17 protein-coding genes are annotated in these 20,683 nt (G+C 65.6%); 15 read left to right on the forward strand and 2 right to left on the reverse strand.

Annotated features, from left to right (window positions below):
• The first annotated feature begins 143 nt into the window (after positions 1 to 143).
• The 7 genes from OEZ49_RS09370 (at position 144) to OEZ49_RS09400 (ending at position 8,606) form a co-directional block, all read left to right on the forward strand.
• Positions 144 to 1,712 (forward strand): ABC transporter substrate-binding protein, encoded by a 1,569-nt coding sequence (locus tag OEZ49_RS09370; protein WP_263388057.1) that lies wholly within the window; start codon positions 144 to 146, stop codon positions 1,710 to 1,712.
• 75 nt (positions 1,713 to 1,787) lie between these two features.
• Positions 1,788 to 2,732, forward strand: a complete 945-nt coding sequence (locus OEZ49_RS09375; protein WP_263388058.1) for an ABC transporter permease — start codon at positions 1,788 to 1,790, stop codon at positions 2,730 to 2,732.
• Positions 2,733 to 2,742: 10 nt separating this feature from the next.
• Entirely contained in the window at positions 2,743 to 3,621 is an 879-nt protein-coding gene (locus OEZ49_RS09380) for an ABC transporter permease (protein ID WP_263388059.1), read from the forward strand.
• Complete coding sequence (locus OEZ49_RS09385) at positions 3,621 to 4,592, forward strand: ABC transporter ATP-binding protein (RefSeq protein ID WP_263388060.1); 972 nt, start codon at positions 3,621 to 3,623, stop codon at positions 4,590 to 4,592. The genes OEZ49_RS09380 and OEZ49_RS09385 overlap by 1 nt, the downstream gene beginning before the upstream one ends.
• Complete coding sequence (locus OEZ49_RS09390) at positions 4,589 to 5,572, forward strand: oligopeptide/dipeptide ABC transporter ATP-binding protein (protein ID WP_263388061.1); 984 nt, start codon at positions 4,589 to 4,591, stop codon at positions 5,570 to 5,572. The genes OEZ49_RS09385 and OEZ49_RS09390 overlap by 4 nt, the downstream gene beginning before the upstream one ends.
• Positions 5,527 to 7,179 (forward strand): amidohydrolase, encoded by a 1,653-nt coding sequence (locus tag OEZ49_RS09395; protein WP_317853165.1) that lies wholly within the window; start codon positions 5,527 to 5,529, stop codon positions 7,177 to 7,179. Before OEZ49_RS09390 ends, OEZ49_RS09395 begins: the two co-directional genes overlap by 46 nt.
• Positions 7,176 to 8,606 carry a C69 family dipeptidase gene (locus OEZ49_RS09400; RefSeq protein ID WP_263388062.1) on the forward strand — a complete coding sequence of 477 codons (1,431 nt, stop codon included), beginning with the start codon at positions 7,176 to 7,178 and terminating at the stop codon, positions 8,604 to 8,606. Before OEZ49_RS09395 ends, OEZ49_RS09400 begins: the two co-directional genes overlap by 4 nt.
• Before the next feature lie 6 nt (positions 8,607 to 8,612).
• Here the strand turns inward: OEZ49_RS09400 and OEZ49_RS09405 are convergent, their stop codons facing one another.
• Entirely contained in the window at positions 8,613 to 9,716 is a 1,104-nt protein-coding gene (locus OEZ49_RS09405) for a mandelate racemase/muconate lactonizing enzyme family protein (protein ID WP_263388063.1), read from the reverse strand.
• Positions 9,717 to 9,837: 121 nt separating this feature from the next.
• Between OEZ49_RS09405 and pdxR the strand changes: the two genes are divergently transcribed.
• The 8 genes from pdxR (at position 9,838) to OEZ49_RS09445 (ending at position 19,885) form a co-directional block, all read left to right on the forward strand.
• Complete coding sequence (gene pdxR, locus OEZ49_RS09410; protein WP_263388064.1) at positions 9,838 to 11,313, forward strand: MocR-like pyridoxine biosynthesis transcription factor PdxR; 1,476 nt, start codon at positions 9,838 to 9,840, stop codon at positions 11,311 to 11,313.
• Between the two features lie 125 nt (positions 11,314 to 11,438).
• Complete coding sequence (locus OEZ49_RS09415; RefSeq protein WP_263388065.1) at positions 11,439 to 12,746, forward strand: NAD(P)/FAD-dependent oxidoreductase; 1,308 nt, start codon at positions 11,439 to 11,441, stop codon at positions 12,744 to 12,746.
• 194 nt (positions 12,747 to 12,940) lie between these two features.
• A complete protein-coding gene (locus tag OEZ49_RS09420) occupies positions 12,941 to 13,981 on the forward strand; it encodes an ABC transporter substrate-binding protein (protein ID WP_164132289.1) in 1,041 nt (346 codons plus the stop codon).
• 61 nt (positions 13,982 to 14,042) lie between these two features.
• Positions 14,043 to 15,146 (forward strand): ABC transporter ATP-binding protein, encoded by a 1,104-nt coding sequence (locus OEZ49_RS09425; RefSeq protein WP_263388066.1) that lies wholly within the window; start codon positions 14,043 to 14,045, stop codon positions 15,144 to 15,146.
• A gap of 1 nt (position 15,147) precedes the next feature.
• On the forward strand, positions 15,148 to 16,032 hold the full coding sequence (locus tag OEZ49_RS09430; RefSeq protein WP_263388067.1) for an ABC transporter permease: 885 nt from the start codon (positions 15,148 to 15,150) through the stop codon (positions 16,030 to 16,032).
• Positions 16,032 to 16,859 (forward strand): ABC transporter permease, encoded by an 828-nt coding sequence (locus OEZ49_RS09435; RefSeq protein WP_263388068.1) that lies wholly within the window; start codon positions 16,032 to 16,034, stop codon positions 16,857 to 16,859. The genes OEZ49_RS09430 and OEZ49_RS09435 overlap by 1 nt, the downstream gene beginning before the upstream one ends.
• Positions 16,860 to 16,959: 100 nt before the next feature.
• The gene (locus OEZ49_RS09440) at positions 16,960 to 18,252 is read left to right on the forward strand and encodes an NAD(P)/FAD-dependent oxidoreductase (RefSeq protein ID WP_263388069.1); all 1,293 of its coding nucleotides are present in this window, start codon (positions 16,960 to 16,962) and stop codon (positions 18,250 to 18,252) included.
• Positions 18,253 to 18,259: 7 nt separating this feature from the next.
• Positions 18,260 to 19,885 (forward strand): GMC family oxidoreductase, encoded by a 1,626-nt coding sequence (locus OEZ49_RS09445; protein ID WP_263388070.1) that lies wholly within the window; start codon positions 18,260 to 18,262, stop codon positions 19,883 to 19,885.
• Between the two features lie 26 nt (positions 19,886 to 19,911).
• Here the strand turns inward: OEZ49_RS09445 and OEZ49_RS09450 are convergent, their stop codons facing one another.
• The gene (locus tag OEZ49_RS09450; RefSeq protein WP_263388071.1) at positions 19,912 to 20,586 is read right to left on the reverse strand and encodes an ankyrin repeat domain-containing protein; all 675 of its coding nucleotides are present in this window, start codon (positions 20,584 to 20,586) and stop codon (positions 19,912 to 19,914) included.
• Positions 20,587 to 20,683: the final 97 nt, after the last annotated feature.

A 20,683-nucleotide genomic window follows, 5' to 3' on the forward strand; every position in this document is an offset into this window, starting at 1 on the left:
TATGGCGCTGTATTGAGTTTGGATAGCTTAAATTAGCTTCATGTCGCGCCAGTCCGCTCAATTGCACGGTCGGCCGGCATGGCCTTTGCTTTCTGTCAATAGGGGCGCCTGTCCGGCGCGATTTCTTGACAGGGAGACGAGAAATGAACGGAGCCAATATTGCCTGGACACGTGTGGGTTTGCCCCGCCGGTCCTTTCTGAAGGGCGCAAGCGCGCTGGGTGGCCTGGCGGCGGCTGGGCTGTTGCCCACGCGTCGGGCGCAGGCGGCGGGCGGGACGCTCAGAACCCGCACCTATGCCGATATCCGCTCGATGGATCCGGCCTTCAGCCAGGGGGTGGTGGACGAGGAGATCCACGCCGCGATCTATAACAAGCTGATCCAGTACAAGCCGGGCCGCGAATGGGGCTGGCAACTGGATGCCGCCGCGATGATCGAACAGGCGGACGACACCCATATCAACTTTGCCCTGCGCGACGATATCGGGTTCACCAATGGGTTTGGCGCGATGACCGCCGAGGACGTCAAGTTCTCGTTCGAGCGGATCATCGACGATACGCTGGAATCGACCAACAAGCCCGACTGGGGGCCGCTCAGCCATGTCGAGGTGACGGGCGAGCGGACCGGCACCATCGTGCTGAAGAACGCGTTCCAGCCCCTGTGGTCGATCACGCTGCCCTATATCGCGGGCAATATCGTGTCGAAGGCGGCGTTTGACAGCGTCGGCGGCAAGATCGACACGCAGCCGGTGGCGACCTCGGGCCCCTATCTGCATGCGGGCTGGGAGCCGAAGCAAAAGACCACCCTGCGCCGCAACCCCGACTGGAAGGGCGATCCGGCCGCCTTTGACGAGATCCAGATCTATCACATCGACGACGAGAAGGCCGCCGAGATCGCGTTCGAGGCGGGCGAGATCGACTTTACCCGCGTCAGCCTGGACAGTGTCGAGCGGCTGAAATCGAACCCGATCACGGGGGCGACGTTGGAGGAGTTTCCGTCGCTCTATTATGTCTGGGTCGGGATGAACCTCGACAATCCCAAGCTGGGCAACCTGAAGCTGCGGCAGGCGATCCAGCATGCGATCGACGTGCCGACGATCATGGCGGCGGCCTATTTCGGGGCGGCGGAACCCTCGACAGGGATCATCGCGCCGGGTCTGGCGGGGCATCGCGACGTGCCGCTGACCGGTGTGGCGGCGGATCTGGAGAAGGCGCAGGCGCTGATGGCCGAGTCCGGTGAGGCCGGGGTGTCGCTGGCCATCGACGTTCTGAACAAATCGGCCAACGTGACGGCGGCGCAGATCATCCAGGCCAATCTGGCGGCCATCGGCATCACGCTGGAAATCCGCCTGCACGAGGGCGCGACCTTCTGGGAGCTGGGGTCGAACGAGGATCTGGAACTGGTGCTGAACCGTTATTCGATGACGCCGGACCCTTATTACGCGACCTCGTGGTTCATCACCGAGCAGGCGGGCGTGTGGAACTGGGAGCGGTTCCGGTCGGAAGAGTTCGACAAGCTGCATCTGGCGGCGCAGTCCGAGGGCGACCCGGCTGCGCGCGCGGCGATGTATGCCCGCGCCCAGGACCTGATGGAGGAAAGCGGCGCCTACAAGTTCCTGACCCACGAGGCGACGCCGGTGATCTATCGTGATGGCGTCACCCCGGCGCTGCGGCCCGATGGGCTGCCGCTCTATCGCTATTTCGGCAAGGCCTGAGATCTCTCCCTGAGGCCTTTGGGGGCGCAGGTCAGAGCTGTGCCCCCTTCTTTTCCCTGAAAGACGGGGTACCCCATGCTGTCCTTCATCTTCAAACGGATCGGTCTGGCGGCGGTGATCACGGTTCTGGCCGTGTCCTCGCTGTTCCTGATCGTTCACATGATCCCCGGCGACCCGGTCTCCACCATGCTGGGGCCGCGCGCCACGCCCGAAATGCGTGCGGCGCTGGAGGCGCGGATGGGGCTGGACCGGCCGCTGATCGTGCAGATTGGCCTCTTCTTTGCCAACATGCTGCGCGGCGATCTGGGGATGGATGTGTTTTCCAACCGGCCGGTGAGCGAAATCGTGCTGGGGCAGGTGCCCTACACGCTGGTCTTGATCCTGGTTTCGATCATCTGGTCGGCGGTGTTGGGGATCGCGCTGGGCTGTTATTCGGCCATCCATCGGAATTCGCTGGGCGACCGGCTGACCGGGATCTTGTCGGTCTCGGTGATCGCGGTGCCCGCCTTTGTGGTGTCACTCTACTCGCTGCTGATCTTTGCGGTGAAGCTGCAATGGTTTCCGGCCATCGGGGCGGGGGATGCGGGGAACTGGGGCGACCAGCTGCATCACCTGGTGCTGCCGAGCCTTGCCATCGGGCTGAGCTGGGTCGGCTATATCGCGCGGCTGGTGCGGGCCTCGATGCTGGAAGTGATGGGCGAGGGGCATATCCGCACCGCGCGCGCCTTTGGCCTGCCCGAGCGGCAGATCGTCTTTGGCTATGCGCTGCGGCTGGCGATCCTGCCCACGGTCACGGTGATCGGGGTCGGCATGGGGTTCCTGCTTTCGGCGGCGGTGTTCACCGAGATCGTGTTCTCGCGCCCCGGGCTGGGCAAGCTGGTGATCGACAGCATCACAACCCGCAACTACCCGGTGGTGATGGGATCGGTCCTGTTTTCCACCCTGATCTTTGTCGCCTCGACCACGCTGGCCGACATCGTCAACGCAATTCTGGATCCGCGGATCCGGGCCGGGAAATGAGGGACCGGACATGACCGACGCAAGCTTGCCCAAACCCCGGTCCGAGTTGGGAGAGATCCTGTATCATCTGGCGCGCGATCCGCTGGGGCTGGCCGGGCTGATCATCGTGCTGGCGATCCTGGCCTCGGCGGTGCTGGCGCCCTGGATTGCGCCTTATGACCCTGTCGCGCTCAATGTGCCCGACCGGTTGCAGGGGCCGAGTGTGGCGCATCTGATGGGCACCGACCAGCTGGGGCGCGACACGTTTTCCCGGGTGATCTGGGGCGGGCGCGTGGCGCTTCAGGTGGCGCTGCCGACCATCGGCGGGGCGATATTCTTTGGACTGATTCTGGGGATGATCGCGGGCTATGGGCCGCGCTGGCTGGACAACCTGATCGTGCTTTTGTTCGACACCATCCGGTCGTTTCCGACCGTGATGTTCGCGCTGGCGGTTGTGGCGCTGGTGGGGCCAAGCCTGAACACGGTGATCCTGGTAATCATGGTGACCTCGATCCCGACCTATGGCCGGGTGGTGCGGACACTGACGCAATCGCTGCGCGAGGCCGAGTTCATCACCGCCGAGCGGGCGCTGGGCGCCTCGACCGCGCGGATCATGGGCGTGCATCTGCTGCCCAATGTGCTGGGCCCGCTGGCGGTTCTGGCGGCGATGGATATTCCGACGGTGGTGGGGCTGGAGGCGGGGCTGTCCTTTCTCGGCATGGGGGTGAAGCCGCCGACTCCGTCCTGGGGATCGCTCTTGAACGATGGCTACAACCTGATCCGCAACACGCCCTGGCTGATCATCGCGGGGGGCATCCCGCTTATTCTGACCACGGTCGGCTTCACCTTTCTGGGCGAGGCGCTGCGGGATGTGGTCGATCCGAAACTGCGCGGCAAGGGGGGCAAGTGATGGCGGTTCTGAACATTCGTGGCCTGTCGGTTGGATACAGCACGCCGCGCGGCAAGTTGCGGGCCTTGCGCGACGTGTCGATGATGGTGCCCGAGGGCAAGATCGTGGGGATCGTGGGGGAGTCGGGCTGTGGCAAGTCCACGCTGATCTCGGCGATCATCCGGCTGATGGCACCCAATGCGCGGGTCGGCGCGGGCGAGGTGCGGTTTCAGGGACGTGACCTGCTGGCCGAGACCGAGGCGCAGATGCGCGCGCTGCGGGGGACGCAGATCTCGATGGTGTTTCAGGATCCGATGCAGACCCACAACCCTGTACTGACCGTGGGGCGGCAGATGATGGACATCCAGTACCGCGAGCGGCTGAGCCGGGCGGAGAAGCGGCAGCGCGCCGAACGGATGCTGGCGCTGGTGGGCATTCCAGACCCTGAGGCGCGGCTGAACCAGTATCCGTTCGAGTTTTCGGGCGGCATGCGCCAGCGGATCGCCATTGCCATGGCGCTGATGGCGAAACCGGCGCTGTTGATCGCGGATGAGCCGACCACGGCACTGGATGCGACGCTGGAGGTGCAGATCATCAAGCGGCTGCGGGAATTGCAGGACGAGATCGGATGCGGCGTGCTGTTCATCTCGCACCATCTGGGGGTGATTGCCGAGCTTTGTGACGAGGTGGTGGTGATGTACGCGGGCGAGGTGGTGGAGACCGGATCGGTGCGCGATGTGTTCCATGCCCCGGCGCATCCCTATACGCGGGCGCTGCTGGAGTGCGATCCGGGCCATATCAAGGTCAAGACCCGGGTTTTGCCGACCATTCCCGGCAACATCCCCGATCTGGTCAACCTGCCGGGCGGCTGCATCTTTGCCGACCGCTGCGAGAGGCGCCATGCGGCCTGTGCCGCGCGCCCGGCGATGGCCCTGGCCGGAGACGGCCACCGCGCCGCCTGTCACCTGATCACCGAAAGGGAAACCGCATGAGCGCGCTGCTTGAGATCCGCGATGTCGTGGTGCGGTTCCGGGTCCGGGGCGGCGTGTTCTCCTCGGCCGGGAGCATCGATGCTGTGTCTGGCGTCAGCCTGGATGTCGAGGAGGGCAAGACCTATGGCATCGTTGGCGAGAGCGGCTCGGGTAAGACCACGCTGGCGCGCGCGGTGGCGGGGCTGCACCATGCCAGCGAAGGCTCGATCCTCTATCGCGGGCAGGAGTTGCGCGGGCTGGCCGAGGGCGCATTCCGGCCGCTGCGGCGCGAGATCGTGATGATGTTCCAGGATCCGATCGGCTCTCTGTCGCCGCGATTGTCGGTCAAGTCTCTGATCACCGAACCGTTCCGCATCCAGGGGATGCGCGAGCGCGATCTGGATGGGGAGGCGCGGCGATTGCTGGCCATGGTCGGCCTGCCGCCGGAGTTTGCGGCGCGCTATCCCTATCAGATCTCGGGCGGGCAGGCGCGACGGGTGGGCGTGGCGCGGGCGCTGGCGCTGAGCCCGAAACTGCTGATCGCGGACGAGCCGACGGCGGGACTCGATGTGTCGATCCAGGGCGAGATGCTGAACCTGCTGGCCCGGCTTCAGGACGAGCTGGGGCTGGCGATCATGATCATCACCCACAACCTGAACGTGGTGCGCCATATCACCGACCGGGTGGGGATCATGTACCTGGGCAAGCTGGTTGAGGAGGGCGAGACCGAGGCGGTATTCGCCAAACCGCAGCACCCCTATACGCTGGCCCTGCTGGCCGCCAACCCCGAGCCCGATCCCGACGCGCAGTTGATGCGGGTCGAGTTGCAGGGCGAGCCGCCGAGCATCCTGCGGCGGCCGAAGGGCTGCGAGTTTCACACCCGTTGCCCGTTTGCACAGCCGCGCTGCGCGACTGAGGTGCCGCGCTGGCAGGCGGCGAAGGGCGGGGCGCATCGGTGCCATTTCCCGGCGGGCTGGGACACGGCGGCGGCCGCGTCATGACCGGGGTGATCTTTGCCGGTGGCCCGATCCTGAGCATGGATGCCAGCGATACCCGACCCGAAGCGGTGGCGATCAGGGGCGACCGGATCGTTGCCACCGGGTCGCTGGAGGCGCTGCGCCGCAGCCTGCCCGAGGCGGTGCAACACGATCTGGTCGGGCGCACGTTGCTGCCGGCGTTCATCGATCCGCACGGGCATTTCCCGGATTCGGCGATGGTGCGCCTGTTGCGGGCCGATCTGTCCGAAAGCGTCGATCTGGCGGAGGTGTTTCACCGGCTCGCGGCCCGGGTGGCGCGGACACCGGTGGGCGACTGGGTGATGGGCGCGGCGCTGGACGAAAGCCGGCTGGCCGAGCGGCGGTTGCCGACGCGCGACGAGCTCGACACGGTGTCGCGCGACCACCCGATCTGGGTCATCCATGCCTCGGGCCATTGCGGGGTGGCCAATTCGGCGGCGCTGGCGCGGCAGGGGATCGGGGAGGGCACACCCGACCCCGAGGGCGGGCGGTACCTGCGCGACGGGTCCGGTCGGCTGGCCGGCGGGATCGAGGGCCTGTCGGCGATGGGCGAGATGGGGGATACGCATTTCCTGTTGGATGCGGATGCCTTTGCGCGCAGTTTCGCGGCGGCGCGGGCGGAGTACCTGGCGCAGGGGGTGACGCTGGCGCAGAATGCCTGGACTGCTTTACCGCTCTTGGAGCTTTTTGCCGGTGTGGCTGCGGGTGGCGATCCGGGGATTGACCTGATCCTGCTGCCGGTGGCCGAGATCGAGCCCGCGTTTTCGCGTGAAGGGCTGGGCGCGCAGTGGCCGGGCAATGGGGCGATTGCGCTGGGGCCGCGCAAGCTGCTGGCGGATGGGTCTTTCCTGATGCGCACCGCGCTTCTGACCGAGCCGTATCTGGGCAGCGACGAGTACGGGCTGGCCTATATCGACCGCGATACCCTGATGGCCGAGGTGTGCAGGCTGCACCGGCTGGGGTTCCAGACCCATACCCATTGCAATGGCGATGCGGCCTCGGACATGTTCCTGGATGCGGTGGCGGCGGCGCTGGCCGAGCATCCGCGCGCCGATCACCGGCACACGATCATCCACGGCCAGGTGATGCGGCGCGACCAGCTGACCCGCTGTGCCGCGCTGGGTGTGACGGTGAGCTTCTTTCCGGCGCATGTCGAGGTCTGGGGCGACCAGCATCACGACGAGATCCTAGGGCCCGCGCGGGCGGTGCATATCTCTCCCACCGGGTGGGCCAAGGCGGAAGGGGTGCGGTTCACCATCCATAACGACGCTTCGGTGACGCCGACGCGGCCCTTGCGGCTGGTCGAGACGACGGTCAATCGGCGCAGCCGGTCGGGCCGGGTGCTGGGGCTGGAACAGCGGGTGGATGTGATGACCGCGCTGCGGGCCCACACGATCGACGCCGCCTGGCAGGTGTTCCGCGAGCACGAGCGCGGCTCGATCGAGGTGGGCAAGCTGGCGGATCTGGTCATTCTGGACGATAACCCGTTGGAACAGCCCGAAACCATTGGTGCGATCGGGGTCAGCGAAACATGGCGGCGGGGGGAGCGGGTGTACCTGTGCCACCGGCCAAAGGTTGGAGAACCGGCGTGAGCTATGCAATCTATGTGGGACGGAACCACAGCCGGACGGGGCATGCCTGGCTGGCAGGCTATGGCGATGAACCATCGTCGCACTGGCTGGAGATCGTGCCCGCCGCCGATCACCTCGAGGGCGCGACCATCGAGGTGGGCGTCGGGCCGGGCGCCGACATGCCGGGGCAGCGCATCGCGGTGCCGCAGGCGGCGCATACGCTGCGCCATATGCGGGTCAGCTATTCCTATTACCTGGGCGTTCCGGCGCCGATCACCAATGGCGGTGTGAACGCAGCGGGCGTTGCGGTGCGCGATGTCTGGTCGACCTCGCGGGCCGAACTGCGCGAGATGACGCCCCGGGACCAGCGCGGGTTCACCTATAGCGATCTGGCGCGCGCGGTACTGGAGCGCGCCACCAGCGCGCGTGGAGCGGTGGAACTCTGTGCGGCGCTGATCGCCGAGCATGGCGAGGCCAGCTATGGCGGCAACTCGCATCTCTTTGCCGATGCCGACGAGGCCTGGGTGATGATCCAGTTCGCGGGCGGGCAGGGGCTGTGGGTGGCCGAGCGGCTGGGTCCCGACAGCATACGCGCCTCGCGCCCGGGTTATGTGTTGGAGGTGCCGGTGGATGAGCCGGATCACCCCGATTTCCTTTACGCGCCGAATTTCGTCAGCTTTGCGCGCGAGCAGGGGTGGTATGATCAGGGGCCGTTCGACGCCAACGCGATCTATGGCGACGGCAAGGGGCGTTGGGAGGGTATCCGCTGGATCGAGGCGGAGATGCAGGCACGCGCCGCCCGGCCCGAGAAGATCGGGCTGGAGGATATGATCTGGGCCATCCGCACCGAGAGATTGACCGGGGACACGGCCGGATACGGGCAGGTGGTGCCGCTGGTGCGTGCAGCAAACCCCGGGCTGGTGCCTATGTGGCACGCCGCCTGCGGCGCGCTGTCGGCGCCGTTTTCGCCGGTATTCCTGGGGCAGGAAAGTATCCCGGCGGAATACGGGCCGCACCGCTATCTGACCACGGGCGAGTCGCATCGGTTCATGGACCTGCGCAAGGCGGTGAGCGGCGGCAGGGACACGGTGTCGCTGGTGCCGCAGCGGCATGAGACCACGGTCGGGGCGTTCCAGGACTGCAAACGGTTGATGTACCTGATGCAGTTGACAGGTGAGGGTGCGCTGGCGCCGGTGCACGGCGCCTTTGCCCGCCGCGAGGTGTGTCTGGACGAGTTGGTCGCGGCGCATCTGAAGGTGGCGGAACTGGCTGTGCAGGGCGGTTGCGCGGCAGAGGCCATGCGGGTTCTTGAGAGCTTTGCCAATGGCGAACTGAGCGCCGCGCTGGCGCTGGTGCGCGATCTGGCGGCGGGGCTGGCGGCACAACTGACGGGCGCGGGGCCGCACCCGGCGCCCGACCGTCCGGCGGGGTTCGGGCAGATCTGGTGACCGCGGTCAGGGCATTTCGCTGACCTGATAGGCAGAGCGGGCCAGCCAGTCGGGGTTGACCTCGACCCCCCAGCCGGGGGTATCTGTCACCGTGGCCTGCCCATCGGTGATGACATAGGGATCGGTCAGGAACAGCCCCTGTTGCCAGGGATAGTAATCCAGCCCCTCGATCGAGAACTCCAAGTATTTCCCGGCATTGGGGATCGCGCGCAAGAGGTGCATGGTGAAAAGCGTCACCATAGACAGGTTGGCCGCGTGCGGGGTGATCGGCATCCCAGAAGCCTCGGCCATGCGGGCCACGCGCAGGGTGCGCGCAATGCCGCCGATGTAGCAGATGTCGGGCTGGAGTACGTCGACCACGCGGTCGCGGATCATCGTCTGCCAGCGTTCCATCATGCAGTCCTGCTCGCCGCCGGTGACGTCGATGTCGAGCGTCTCGGTCACTTCACGCGTCTGCTCGAACTCCCAATAAGGGCAGGGTTCCTCGTAATGCGAGATGCCGTGCTGTTCCAGCATCCGCCCGACCTCGATGGCGCGGGCGGGGGAGTAGCAGGAATTGGCATCGACGAGCAGCGCCACATCGTCGCCCATGGCGCGGCGCATGGTCGGCACGATCTCTTCGGTGCGGCCGGGCCATTCGTCCTGGTCGCGGCCGACCTCGGCGCCGATACGGAATTTGAAGGCGTCAAAGCCCTGTTCGTCGCGCAGGCGCGCAAGCCGCGCGGCCTCGTCCACCGGCGTGATATCGCGTTTCATCGACGAGCCATAGGCGCGCACCGGTCCGGGCGTGCCGCCGATCAGTTCGCAGACCGGTTTGCCCGCGCGCCGCCCGTGCATGTCCCAGAGCGCTGTGTCGACCCCGCCCATCGCGCGGCGCAGGTAGGAGCCGGGGAACTTGTGCTCGCGGTCGCGCACGATGTCGAGCATGGCGTCAAAGTCGGTGCAGTCCATCCCAAGCGCGTAGGGTGCGACCTGCCGGTGCAGCACCTGCGCGGTGATGTCGGCGTAATAGGGCGCCACCTGTCCCCAGCCCTGTGCGCCGTCCTCGGCGGTGGCCCGGACGAAGCAGACATATGGGGTGGAGAAGGTTTCGAGTTTGGCAAGCTTCATGTGATTTTCCGGGTTTGGCCGACCGGGGCGGACGGGTGTTGTTAAAAGGCTGGAGAAAAATCGGGCTGGCAGGTATATCCATTTCGACATTTTCGCCAGACCAATTGACAAGGAGCTGTCCGTGAAACATGCCGCAGGCGCCTTGCTGTCCTCGATCCGGCTGGACCGGACACTCAGGCGCAGTGTCAGCGTTCAGCTCTACATGGCGCTGCGCGACATGATCTTGTCCGGCGCGCTGCGCGCGGGTGAGCGGCTGCCGGCGACGCGGACGCTGGCCAAGGAGGTGGGTGTGTCGCGCACCACGGTGATCGACGCCATCGACCGGCTGGTCGCCGAAGGCATGCTGGTGTCGCGCATCGGGGCCGGGACCTATGTCAGCGAGACGCTGGAGGACCAGAGCGTAACCGCCCCCAGTCAGGGGGCGGTCAGTGCCGGTCGCAAGCCCAGGCTGTCTTATGTCATCAGCCATGCCGAACCCGCCTATGCACGGCGGGCCTGGCTGCCGCACAAGCCGCGGGCCTTTGTCACCGCGCTGCCGGCGCTCGATGCCTTTCCGATGGCGCATTGGGCGCGGCTGTCGGCGCGGCACCTGCGCGGCGGGCGCGGCGACGTCATGGGCTATGGCCAGCCCAAGGGGCTGGCCGCGCTGCGCCGGGCGATTGCCACTCATCTGAGCGCGCTCAAGGGCATTCGTTGCGACCCCGAGCAGGTGTTCATCACCTCGGGCGCGCAACATGCGTTTTCGCTGATCGGGCGGCTCTTGCTCAATCCGGGCGACCGGGTCTGGATGGAGAATCCCGGCGCCTCGGGTGCGCGCAATGCGCTGTTATCCGAGGGCGCCGAGCTGGTGCCGGTGGAGGTGGATGCGCAGGGCATGGTGGTGTCTGACGGGCTGGCCAAGGCGCCGCATTTCCGGCTGGCCTTTGTCACGCCCTCGCACCAGCAGCCGCTGGGCCATGTCATGTCGCTGCACCGGCGGTTGGAGCTGTTGCAGGCCGCCGAACAGGCCCAGGCGCTGATCATCGAGGATGATTACGACGGCGAGTTCTACTTTGGCAACGCGCCGCGCCCGGCGCTGCACAGTATCGACGCCAATGGGCGGGTTCTGTATGTCGGCACCTTCTCGAAATCGCTGTTCCCGTCGCTGCGGCTGGGGTTTGTGCTGGTGCCCGAGCGGATGGTCGCGGCCTTTGATGGCATGTTCAATACCTGGGCCAGCGGGCCGTCGACCGCGACACAGGCGATCGTGGCCGAGTTCATGGACGAGGGGCATTTCGCCACGCATATCCGGCTGATGCGGCAGCTTTACAAGGCGCGTTACGAGGCCTTGCTGGAGGCCGCGCGCGACCTGCCCGAGAGCATCCGCCTGCAAGAGACGACCAGCGGGTTTCACACGCCCGCATTTCTGGAACGGAGCGTGGACGAGGCGGAGGTAGTAGCGCAGGCGGCCGAGCAGGGGGTGACCCTGGCGCCGCTGGGGCGCTATTGTCTGTCGCCAATTTCGCAATCCGGTCTGGTCTTTGGCTTTGGCTGTGCTGCGCCCGAGGATATCGCGCGTGGCATGGGCATCCTGCGTGAGCTGCCGGCCCTGCGTTAGGATTGGTATGACGTTTTTGTGATATTGGATATGAATTGTGTGCCAATATTGGCCTAGCGTTTCCGTCGAAGCCAGCGGGTGGGGCATGTCCTGCCGCGGCTGAAGGGAGCATCGCGGTCAACCCAATGCCACTTTCGAGCATCAGGCAGACGCCATTCTGGCACGATCAGCTCGGCCCGATGCCGACCTTGCAGGAGCGGCCATCGGCCAGGGTCGATGTGCTGATTGTCGGGGCGGGCTATACCGGGCTGAGCGCGGCGCTGACCACGGCGCGCGGCGGTCGCTCGACGCTGGTCGTCGATGCCGAGGATCCGGGTTACGGATGCAGCAGCCGCAATGGCGGCCAGATCAGCACCAGTGTGAAACCCTCGCTGGAGAAACTGACCGCGAAGTTCGGGTTTGAGCGGGCGCGCGGTATCCGGGCCGAGGGCGCCAACGCGCTGCGCTGGATCGGCGAGTTTGTTTCCCGCGAAGGGCTTGATTGCGATTTCCGCCGGGTCGGGCGGTTTCATGCGGCGCATACGCCGGGCCATTACGAGGAGTTGGCGCGTGATGCCGAAACGCTGCGCCATCAGGAAGGGATCGAGAGCTTTGCCGTGCCGCGCGTCGAGCAACGCCGCCAGTTGGGGACGGATGCCTATTTCGGCGGGGTGGTGTTTTCGGCCCATTGCTCGCTGCATCCGGGCAAGTTTCACCGCGAATTGCTGCGTCTGGCCCTCGGGGCCGGGGCGCAGGTTGTGGGCCAGTGCCGGGTGCAGGGGATTGCGCGCAACGGGTCGGGGTTCCGGGTCGAGACCGCCAAGGGCGTGGTCGAGGCGCGGGACGTGATCGTCGCCACCAATGGTTACACCACCGCGCTGACGCCCTGGTTGCAGCGCCGGGTGATCCCGATCGGCAGCTATATCATCGCCACCGAGGAACTGCCCGAGGCGACCATTGACGAACTGTTCCCCGGCGACCGCATCGCCAGCGATACCTGCAAGGTGGTCTATTATTACCGCGCCTCGCCCGACCGTCGGCGGGTGCTGTTCGGGGGGCGCGTCTCGGCCTCGGAAACCACGGCGCTGGCCGGGGCGGCCCGGCTGCGGCAGGACATGTGCCGCATCTTTCCCCAGCTTGAGGGTGTGGCGCTGAGCCATGCCTGGAGCGGCACGGTGGCATACAGTTTCGACGAGTTGGCCCATACCGGGGTGCAGGACGGTATTCATTACGCCATGGGCTATTGCGGATCGGGCGTGTCGATGGCGCCCTATCTGGGGATGCGCGCGGGGCAAAAGGTGCTGGGTCTGGCCGAGGGACAAACCGGTTTCGACGGTCTGCCCTTTCCCACACGGCCCCTCTATCGCGGCAAGCCCTGGTTCCTGCCTGCGGCGGTGGCCTGGTATCGCTGGAAGGATCAACGACAGTTTCGAAAGGCTTTGCAGATGACCTGACGCGCCGGGCAGGGCGGCGCCTGTGCCGCGCTGGCCCCGGTATTAACGGATCGAAACCAAGGTTTGGGATTCGAGGATCACTTGCCGCAGTGGTGCCCGCACCATCGCGGTAGGGGAAAGATGACTTGGGCGAATTGCCCGCTGCCTGCCGGAGACAAGGGCAGGACCCGGAAAACACCAAAGGGAGGAAGCCAATGAAAACGAGAACAATTCTGACGATCACGGCCGCTGTCATGGCGACGGGTGCCTTTGCGCAGGGTAAGAGCGTGACCATCGCGTCCTGGGGCGGCTCGTATCAGGAGGCGCAGAGCAAGGCGCTGTTCGAACCCGCCGCCGCCAATACCGGTATCGAGGTCAAGCAGGAGACCTATGGCGGCATGTCCGATGTGCGGCTTCAGGTCAGCTCGGGGCAGGTGACGCTGGATATCGTCGCCAGCGGTTCGGGTTCTGCGGCGCGGGCTGCGGCCGAGGGGCTGCTGGAGAAGCTCGACTATAACGTGATCGACGTCTCGACCTTCTATCCCGGTCTTTACACCGATTACTGCATCGGCGGCGATGTGTTCTCGACCGTCTATGCCTGGAACACCAACACCTATGGCGAGAACGGACCGCAGAGCTGGGCCGATTTCTGGGATGTCGAGAAGTTCCCCGGCACACGCGCCTATCGCGGCAAGGTGGCGGGCGCGCTGGAAGGGGCGCTGATGGCCGATGGTGTGGCGCCCGGCGATGTCTATAGCGTGCTCGACAGCGAAGAGGGGATCGAACGCGCGATCGACAAGATCCGCGAGCTGAAGCCGCATATCTCGGTCTTCTGGACCTCGGGCGCACAGCATGCGCAGTTGATGAAGGATGGCGAGGTCGACATGACCACCGGCTGGAACGGTCGGTTCGACAATGCCGCCAAAGACGGCGCCAAGGTGGCCTATAGCTTCAACCAGGCACTGCTCGACTACGACTGTTTCGCGGTGCCCAAGGGCGCGCCGAACCGCGATACGGCGATGATGTTCCTCAACGAGATCTCGAAACCCGAGTATCAGGACGATCTGCCGAAATACATCACCTATGGGCCGACCAACAAGGCGGCCTATGAGACCGGTGAGATTACCGCTGATGTGGCGGCGGGTCTGCCCTCGTCGCCGGATAACGCGGCGATGCAGCTGCCGGTCTCGCTGGACTGGTATGCCAAGTGGGAGACCATCGCGGCCGAGATGTATCAGGAAATGCTGACCGAGTGAGGCGGGTTTCCTGCCATTCAAGGGCGGGCGCTGCGGCGCCCGCTTGTTTCTCGAACGAAGAATGCGAGGGTTTGTCTTGACCTCCAGAACCAACGAAGCCCTGCCGATCTCGGTCCGGAACGTGACCAAGACCTATGGTCCGGTACATGCGCTGAACGACGTGTCGCTTGAGGTGCAGAGTGGCGAGTTCCTGACGCTTTTGGGTCCGTCGGGGTCGGGCAAGACGACACTGTTGATGGTGCTGGCGGGGTTCACCCGGCCCGATTGCGGCAGTCTGAAATTCGGCGACCGCGAGGTGATCCGCACGCCGCCGCATCTGCGTGATGTGGGGATGACATTCCAAAGCTATGCGCTGTTTCCGCATATGACGGTGGCGGGCAATGTGGGGTACCCGCTGAAGCTGCGAAAGGTGCCCAAACCCGAGATCGCCCAGCGGGTCGAGGCGGCGCTGGAAACGGTGCAGCTGGGCGGGTTTGGCGAGCGGCGGATCGACCAGTTGTCGGGTGGCCAGCGCCAGCGCGTGGCCGTGGCCCGCGCCATCGTGTTCGAGCCGCGCATCCTGTTGATGGACGAGCCGCTGTCAGCGCTGGACAAGAAGCTGCGCGACCAGATGCAGATCGAATTGCGGCACCTGCATGAAAAGCTGGGCATGACCACGGTCTATGTGACCCATGACCAGCGCGAGGCGCTGACCATGTCGGACAGGATCGCGGTGGTGAACCATGGGCGGATCATGCAGCTGGCCACGCCGCGCGACCTGTACGAGCGGCCCGCCAACCGCTTCGTGGCGGATTTCATCGGGGAATCCACCTTTTTGCCGGTGACGCGCAACGGGGCGGCTATCCTGTTCGACGGAACGCCGCTGTTGCATGACAGCCCGCCGCCCGAGGCGGCCAGCCTGCTGTTGATGATCCGCCCGGAACGGGTGGTGCTGTCACGCGAAGGGCCGCGCGAGGGGGTCAACAACTTTGCCGCCACCGCAACCGAGGTGGTCTATCAGGGCGACAGTTTCCTGCTGCATGCGGCGCTGGCCAATGGGGCGCAGATCGTGCTGCGCGGCGCCATGCGAGGCGCCAATGTCACCGCCCTGCCTGCGGTGGGCGAGGCGCTGACACTTTGCCTGGCGCCCGAGGATACCGTGCTGATCGACGGAAGCGAGGGCTAGGATGGAGGCGATACGCACCAACGAGGCGGGGCTGAGGCGGGACGAGTGGCTGGAGCGGCTCAGGCTCTTTGGCCTCGGCTCGCCCGCGATACTGCTGATCCTTGTCATTCTGGTCATTCCGGTGGGCTGGCTGTTCTATGTCTCGTTTATCGGGGCGGATGGCAGTTTCTCGCTGGAAAACTACGAGCGGATGCTGAAGCGGAAATCCTATGCCCGCATCTTTCAGACCACGTTCGAGGTCAGTTTCCTGACCACCGGCCTGTGCATCCTGATCGGCTATCCGCTGGCCTATTTCATCGCGGGCCTGCCCAACCGGATCGCCAACCTGTGCCTGATCACGGTGCTGTTGCCATTCTGGACCTCGCTTCTGGTGCGCACCTATGCCTGGCTGGTGCTGTTGCAAAAGCGCGGGCTGGTGAATGAATGGGCGATCTCGCTGGGGCTGTGGGACGAGCCGATCAAGATGGTGCACAATATGACCGGCACGCTGATCGGCATGGTGCATATCATGCTGCCGTTTCTGATCCTGCCGGTCTATGGCGCGATGAAGGCGATTGACCGCGACCTGATGAAGGCGGCCGCGAACCTGGGCGCCAGCCCGCGCCGGGCGTTCTGGACGGTGTTCTTTCCGCTGACCCTGCCGGGTCTTTTTGCCGGGTCGCTGATGGTGTTCATCCTCTGCCTTGGCTTCTTTGTCACCCCGGCGGTGCTGGGCGGCGGCAAGGTGATCATGGTGTCGATGAAGATCGTGTCCAATATCGAGCTCTTCGTGAACTGGGGGGCGGCAAGCGCGCTTGGCGTGGTGCTGCTGGTCTCGACCATGGTGATCCTGTGGATTGCCTCGCGTTTCCTGAACCTTGAGAAGATGACCGGGGGAGGGCACTGATGTTGCGCTGGTTCCGAAGTCCCGCGACCGAGACCCAGATCACCCATGGCCAGCGCCTGTGGCTTTATGTGATCGCGGTGATCACCATGGTGCTGCTGGTGACGCCCACGCTGATCGTGGTGCCGATGTCGTTTTCCGACAGCCAGTATCTGGAGTTTCCGCCCGAAACCTGGTCGACGCGCTGGTATGACCATTACTTCGGCTCGCCGGAATGGATGCTGGCGACGCGGACCTCGTTCAAGGTCGCGTTGCTGACCATGCTGGTGGCGACACCGGTGGGCGTGCTGGCGGCTTATGGCCTGCACAGCTCGAAAATCCGCTTTGTGCGCGCGGCCTTTGTGCTGATGATCACGCCGATGATGGTGCCGGTGGTGCTGGTCGCGATCGGGGCGTTCTATGCCTATGTGCAGCTTCAGATCCTCTATACCGTCACCGGGCTGGTGCTGGCGCATACGGTGCTGGCTCTGCCCCTGGTGGTGATTGTCACCGGCTCGGCGCTGAAGAGTTTTGACATGAGCCAGGAGGAGGCCGCCCGCAGCCTGGGCGCACCGCGGTGGAAGGCGTTTCTGACCGTGACGCTGCCTCAGATCCGCTTTGCCGTGGTGACGAGTGCGCTGTTGTCTTTTCTGACCTCGTTTGACGAGGTGGTGGTGGCGATGTTCGTCTCGGGCGGTGACAACCCGACCCTGACACGCAACATGTTCAACGCGTTGCGCGACCAGATCGACCCGACCATCGCCTCGATCTCGACCATCATGATCCTGGTGACGACGGGGATGATGGTGCTGGCGCAGGTGTTTGGACAGCAGAAGACGAAATCGAAATGATGGGTCAGTTGGTGATGGTTCGTGGCAAGGTCTGTCGATCATCGGCCGTCGAGTCGATGTCCGGTGATGGATGTTGCGACTAGTCGGACAGGATGATGCAATGATCGAGAACGAACGCGCGGCGCTGGCCGACAGTCTGTGGACCGCGACCGCGCATGCCGCTCCGGATTGCCCGCCGCTGGCGGGTGCGACCGAGGCGGATGTGGTGATCGTGGGCGGCGGGTTCACCGGGCTTTCGGCGGCGTTGCATCTGGCCGAGGCGGGGCAGCGGGTTATCCTGCTGGAGGCCGAGACGCCGGGCTGGGGCGCATCGGGGCGCAATGGCGGTCAGGTTAACCCGGCGCTGAAACCCGACCCGGACGACCTCGTCGCCCGGTTTGGCGCGGATCTGGGGCGGCGCATGGTGTCACGCTGGGGCGATGGCGGGCGGTTGGTCTTCGACCTGATCGCGCGGCACGGGATCGACTGCGATGCGCGGCCGGTCGGGTTTCTGCGCACGGCTACCAACACGCGCGGGCTGGCCATGCTGCGCGAGATCGCGCGCCAGTGGCGGGCGCACGGCGCCGACTATGACGATTTGGACGCGGCTGAAACCGCGCGGCTGGTCGGGGCCGAGGCTTATCTGGGCGCGGTGATCGACCGGCGCGGCGGCAATATCCACCCTTTGAACTATGCGCTGGGACTGGCGCATGCGGCGATCCGCGCCGGCGCGGTGCTCCATGGCCATAGCCGGGCCATCGGGTTCGAGGACGAAGGTGCGGGGGTGATGGTACGCACCGCGCGGGGCCAGGTAAAGGCGCGGCGCGCGCTGGTCTGCACCAATGCCTATACCGGCCCCTTTGGTGGAGCGCTGGGCCGGTCGGTGGTGCCGGTAACCTCGGTGCAGGTCGCCACGGCGCCGCTGTCGGACAATGTGATCCGGGGGATCCTGCCCGAGGATCAAGCGCCGACCGACACGCGTCGGCTGATCCAATACTATCGCAAGACCGCGGACGGGCGGTTTGTCATGGGCGGGCGCGGCGCGCGGGGCGAGGCGGGCACCCGGCGCAGGCAACAGGAACTGAGGCAGGCGGCGGAGGCGCTGTTTCCCCAGTTGCGCGCGGCGGATTGGGTGCATGCCTGGGGCGGTGATGTGGCGATGACGGTCGACAGCCTGCCCGGGCTGCACCGGCTGAGCCCGAACGTGATGGCGGGGCTGGGGTTCAATGGCCGGGGTGTCGCCAATGCCACGGTGATGGGCACCATTCTGGCGGATTGGGTGCTGGGCGTGCCCGAGGATGCGCTGGATTTCCCGGTCACGCCGGTGCGGCCCATTCCGTTTCATTCGCTCAGAAGCGCAGGCGTGGCGCTGACCATCGGGGCCTATCGCCTGTTGGACAGCTTCAACCGGTAGGGGCAACATGTCGGACTATGATTTCATCATCGTGGGCGCTGGATCGGCGGGTTGCGTGCTGGCCAACCGGCTGAGCGCCAATGGCCGGTTCACGGTGCTGCTGTTGGAGGCGGGAGGCAGCGATCTGAACTTCTGGATCTGGATGCCGATCGGCTATGGCAAGACCTTTTACCGGCCCAGCGTCAACTGGATGTACCACACGGAACCCGATCCGGCGCTGAACGGGCGGGTCAGCTATTGGCCGCGCGGCAAGGTGCTGGGCGGGTCAAGCTCGATCAACGCGATGGTCTATATCCGGGGGCAGGCGCAGGATTTCGACGCGTGGCAGGCGATGGGCAATCCCGGCTGGGGCTGGGACGATGTGCTGCCCTATTTCCGCCGCTCCGAGACCAATGACCGGGGTGGCGACGCCTTTCGCGGCGACAATGGCCCGCTGCATGTGGCGAGCATGGAGCGGGATCTGCACCCGCTCTGCCGGGATTTCATCGCTGCGGGCGGGGAGCTTCAATTTCCGCACAACCCTGATTTCAACGGCGCCACGCAAGAGGGGGTGGGAACCTATCAGAACACTGCCAAGGGCGGCCTGCGGATGTCAGCGGCGCGGGCCTATCTGCGCCCCGTTCTGCGGCGCGCGAACCTGCGTGTCGAGACGGGCGCGCTGGCCGAACGGGTACTGTTTGAAGACAAGCGGGCGGTGGGTGTATCCTATCGCCGGAACGGGCAGGTCAAGACCGTGCGCGCCCGGCGCGAAGTGATCCTGTCGGGTGGGGCGATCAACTCTCCGCAGCTGTTGCAACTGTCCGGCATCGGCCCCGCCCACCTGTTGCGGGACAAGGGCATAGAGGTCGTCCATGCGCTGGACGGGGTGGGGCGAAACCTGCAGGACCATCTGTGTATCGACCACCTCTACCGCTCGCGCGTGCCGACGCTGAACACCCAGCTGCACCCGTGGTATGGCAAGCTTTGGCACGGGCTGCGCTATGTGCTGACCAGGCGCGGGCCACTGTCGCTGGGCGTCAACCAGGCGGGCGGGTTTGTGCGCTCACGCCCCGGTCTGGATCGCCCCAACATGCAGCTGTTCTTTTCCCCGGTCAGCTATACCAAGGCACCGCCGGGCAAGCGGCCGCTGATGAACCCCGATCCGTTCCCCGGATTCCTGCTCAGCGCGCAGCCGACCCGGCCCACCAGCCGGGGGCATCTGGAGATCCGTTCGGTCGATCCATCGGAGCATCCGGCGATCCATCCCAATTACCTGTCGACCGAGATCGACGTTCAGGAGATGCTGGAGGGCGCGCATTTGGTGCGGCGGCTGGCCGAGGCCCCGGCGATGGCACGTCTGATCGAGGCCGAGATATTGCCCGGTGCGGACATTCGCTCCGATGACGATCTGATCGCCGACATCCGTCAGCGGGCCGGAACCGTGTTTCACCCGGTCAGCACCTGCCGGATGGGGCCGGATACACAAAGGGACGTGGTGGATGCGCGGTTGCGGGTGCACGGCATCGGCGGTCTGCGGGTGGTCGATGCCGCGATCTTTCCCACGCTGACCTCGGGCAACACTAACGCCCCGGCGATCATGGTCGGCGAAAAGGGCGCCGACATGATCCTGGAGGATTGCGGGGCGGGCGTGTGACCCCTGCCTGATCGGGCTGGGGTGCTTCAGTCTTCCTGTTGCAGACGCTCAACCATCTCGGCGAAGCCGCGTGCGCGGGCATGTTCCAGCGGTGTGACCCCTTCGCGATCGGCCAGAGTGCGGTCGGCGCCTGAGGACAAGAGCGCGTCGAGCACGGCCTGGTGATCGGGGCCGCCATCGCCCAGGATCACTGCCTCGATCACGGCGGTCCAGTGCAGGTTGTTGACATGGTCAAGCGGCGCACCCGCCGCGATCAGGCGTTGCACCACCTCGACATGCCCCAGATGCGCGGCCGCGATCAGGGCTGTGCCATCATAGGGGCTGGTCGTCAGCCCCGGATCATTGCCAAGCCTTATCGCAAGCGACATCAGCTTGGGGTCGTCGGCGACCGCAGCGATGGTCACGACGTCATAGGCCTGATATTCCAGCGCGTTCATGTCCACCCCCGCTTCGGCCAGGGCGCGCAGGGCGTCGTCCTGGGACGCAAACGCCGCCACATGCGCCGGTGTCCGGCCTCTGCCGTCACGGGCACCGACATCGGCGCCAGCCGCGATCAACCGCCTGACCTCGGCAACATCGCCCCTGTGTGCGGCGCGGAACAAGCCGTCATAGGCCGCCACCTCGGTCGCCGAAGGCGCAGTTTGGGCCGATAGCGATCCGGCAAGGCAGGCAAGAAGGGCGATCAGAGTAAGGCGGCACATGATGGAGACCTTTCGTCTTTGCTTTGCGGTTGGCCGGATCGGTTGTGGCGCATATGCCTCCGGGGTTCATTGCAATCGCATCCGGACCCCGAGAATA

The organism is Ruegeria marisflavi (genome assembly GCF_025673445.1).
GTDB classification, from domain to species: Bacteria; Pseudomonadota; Alphaproteobacteria; order Rhodobacterales; family Rhodobacteraceae; genus Ruegeria_B; species Ruegeria_B marisflavi.

Excerpts from the sequence above, each read along its gene's own strand:
- OEZ49_RS09445 (WP_263388070.1), top strand. The coding sequence starts at position 18,260 with ATGTCGGACTATGATTTCATCATCGTGGGCGCTGGATCGGCGGGTTGC.
- OEZ49_RS09440 (WP_263388069.1), top strand. The coding sequence starts at position 16,960 with ATGATCGAGAACGAACGCGCGGCGCTGGCCGACAGTCTGTGGACCGCG.
- OEZ49_RS09430 (WP_263388067.1), top strand. The coding sequence starts at position 15,148 with ATGGAGGCGATACGCACCAACGAGGCGGGGCTGAGGCGGGACGAGTGG.
- OEZ49_RS09375 (WP_263388058.1), top strand. The coding sequence starts at position 1,788 with ATGCTGTCCTTCATCTTCAAACGGATCGGTCTGGCGGCGGTGATCACG.
- OEZ49_RS09380 (WP_263388059.1), top strand. The coding sequence starts at position 2,743 with ATGACCGACGCAAGCTTGCCCAAACCCCGGTCCGAGTTGGGAGAGATC.
- OEZ49_RS09390 (WP_263388061.1), top strand. The coding sequence starts at position 4,589 with ATGAGCGCGCTGCTTGAGATCCGCGATGTCGTGGTGCGGTTCCGGGTC.
- OEZ49_RS09435 (WP_263388068.1), top strand. The coding sequence starts at position 16,032 with ATGTTGCGCTGGTTCCGAAGTCCCGCGACCGAGACCCAGATCACCCAT.
- OEZ49_RS09370 (WP_263388057.1), top strand. The coding sequence starts at position 144 with ATGAACGGAGCCAATATTGCCTGGACACGTGTGGGTTTGCCCCGCCGG.
- OEZ49_RS09420 (WP_164132289.1), top strand. The coding sequence starts at position 12,941 with ATGAAAACGAGAACAATTCTGACGATCACGGCCGCTGTCATGGCGACG.
- OEZ49_RS09425 (WP_263388066.1), top strand. The coding sequence starts at position 14,043 with ATGCGAGGGTTTGTCTTGACCTCCAGAACCAACGAAGCCCTGCCGATC.
- OEZ49_RS09415 (WP_263388065.1), top strand. The coding sequence starts at position 11,439 with ATGCCACTTTCGAGCATCAGGCAGACGCCATTCTGGCACGATCAGCTC.
- OEZ49_RS09405 (WP_263388063.1), bottom strand. The coding sequence starts at position 9,716 with ATGAAGCTTGCCAAACTCGAAACCTTCTCCACCCCATATGTCTGCTTC.
- OEZ49_RS09450 (WP_263388071.1), bottom strand. The coding sequence starts at position 20,586 with ATGTGCCGCCTTACTCTGATCGCCCTTCTTGCCTGCCTTGCCGGATCG.
- OEZ49_RS09385 (WP_263388060.1), top strand. The coding sequence starts at position 3,621 with ATGGCGGTTCTGAACATTCGTGGCCTGTCGGTTGGATACAGCACGCCG.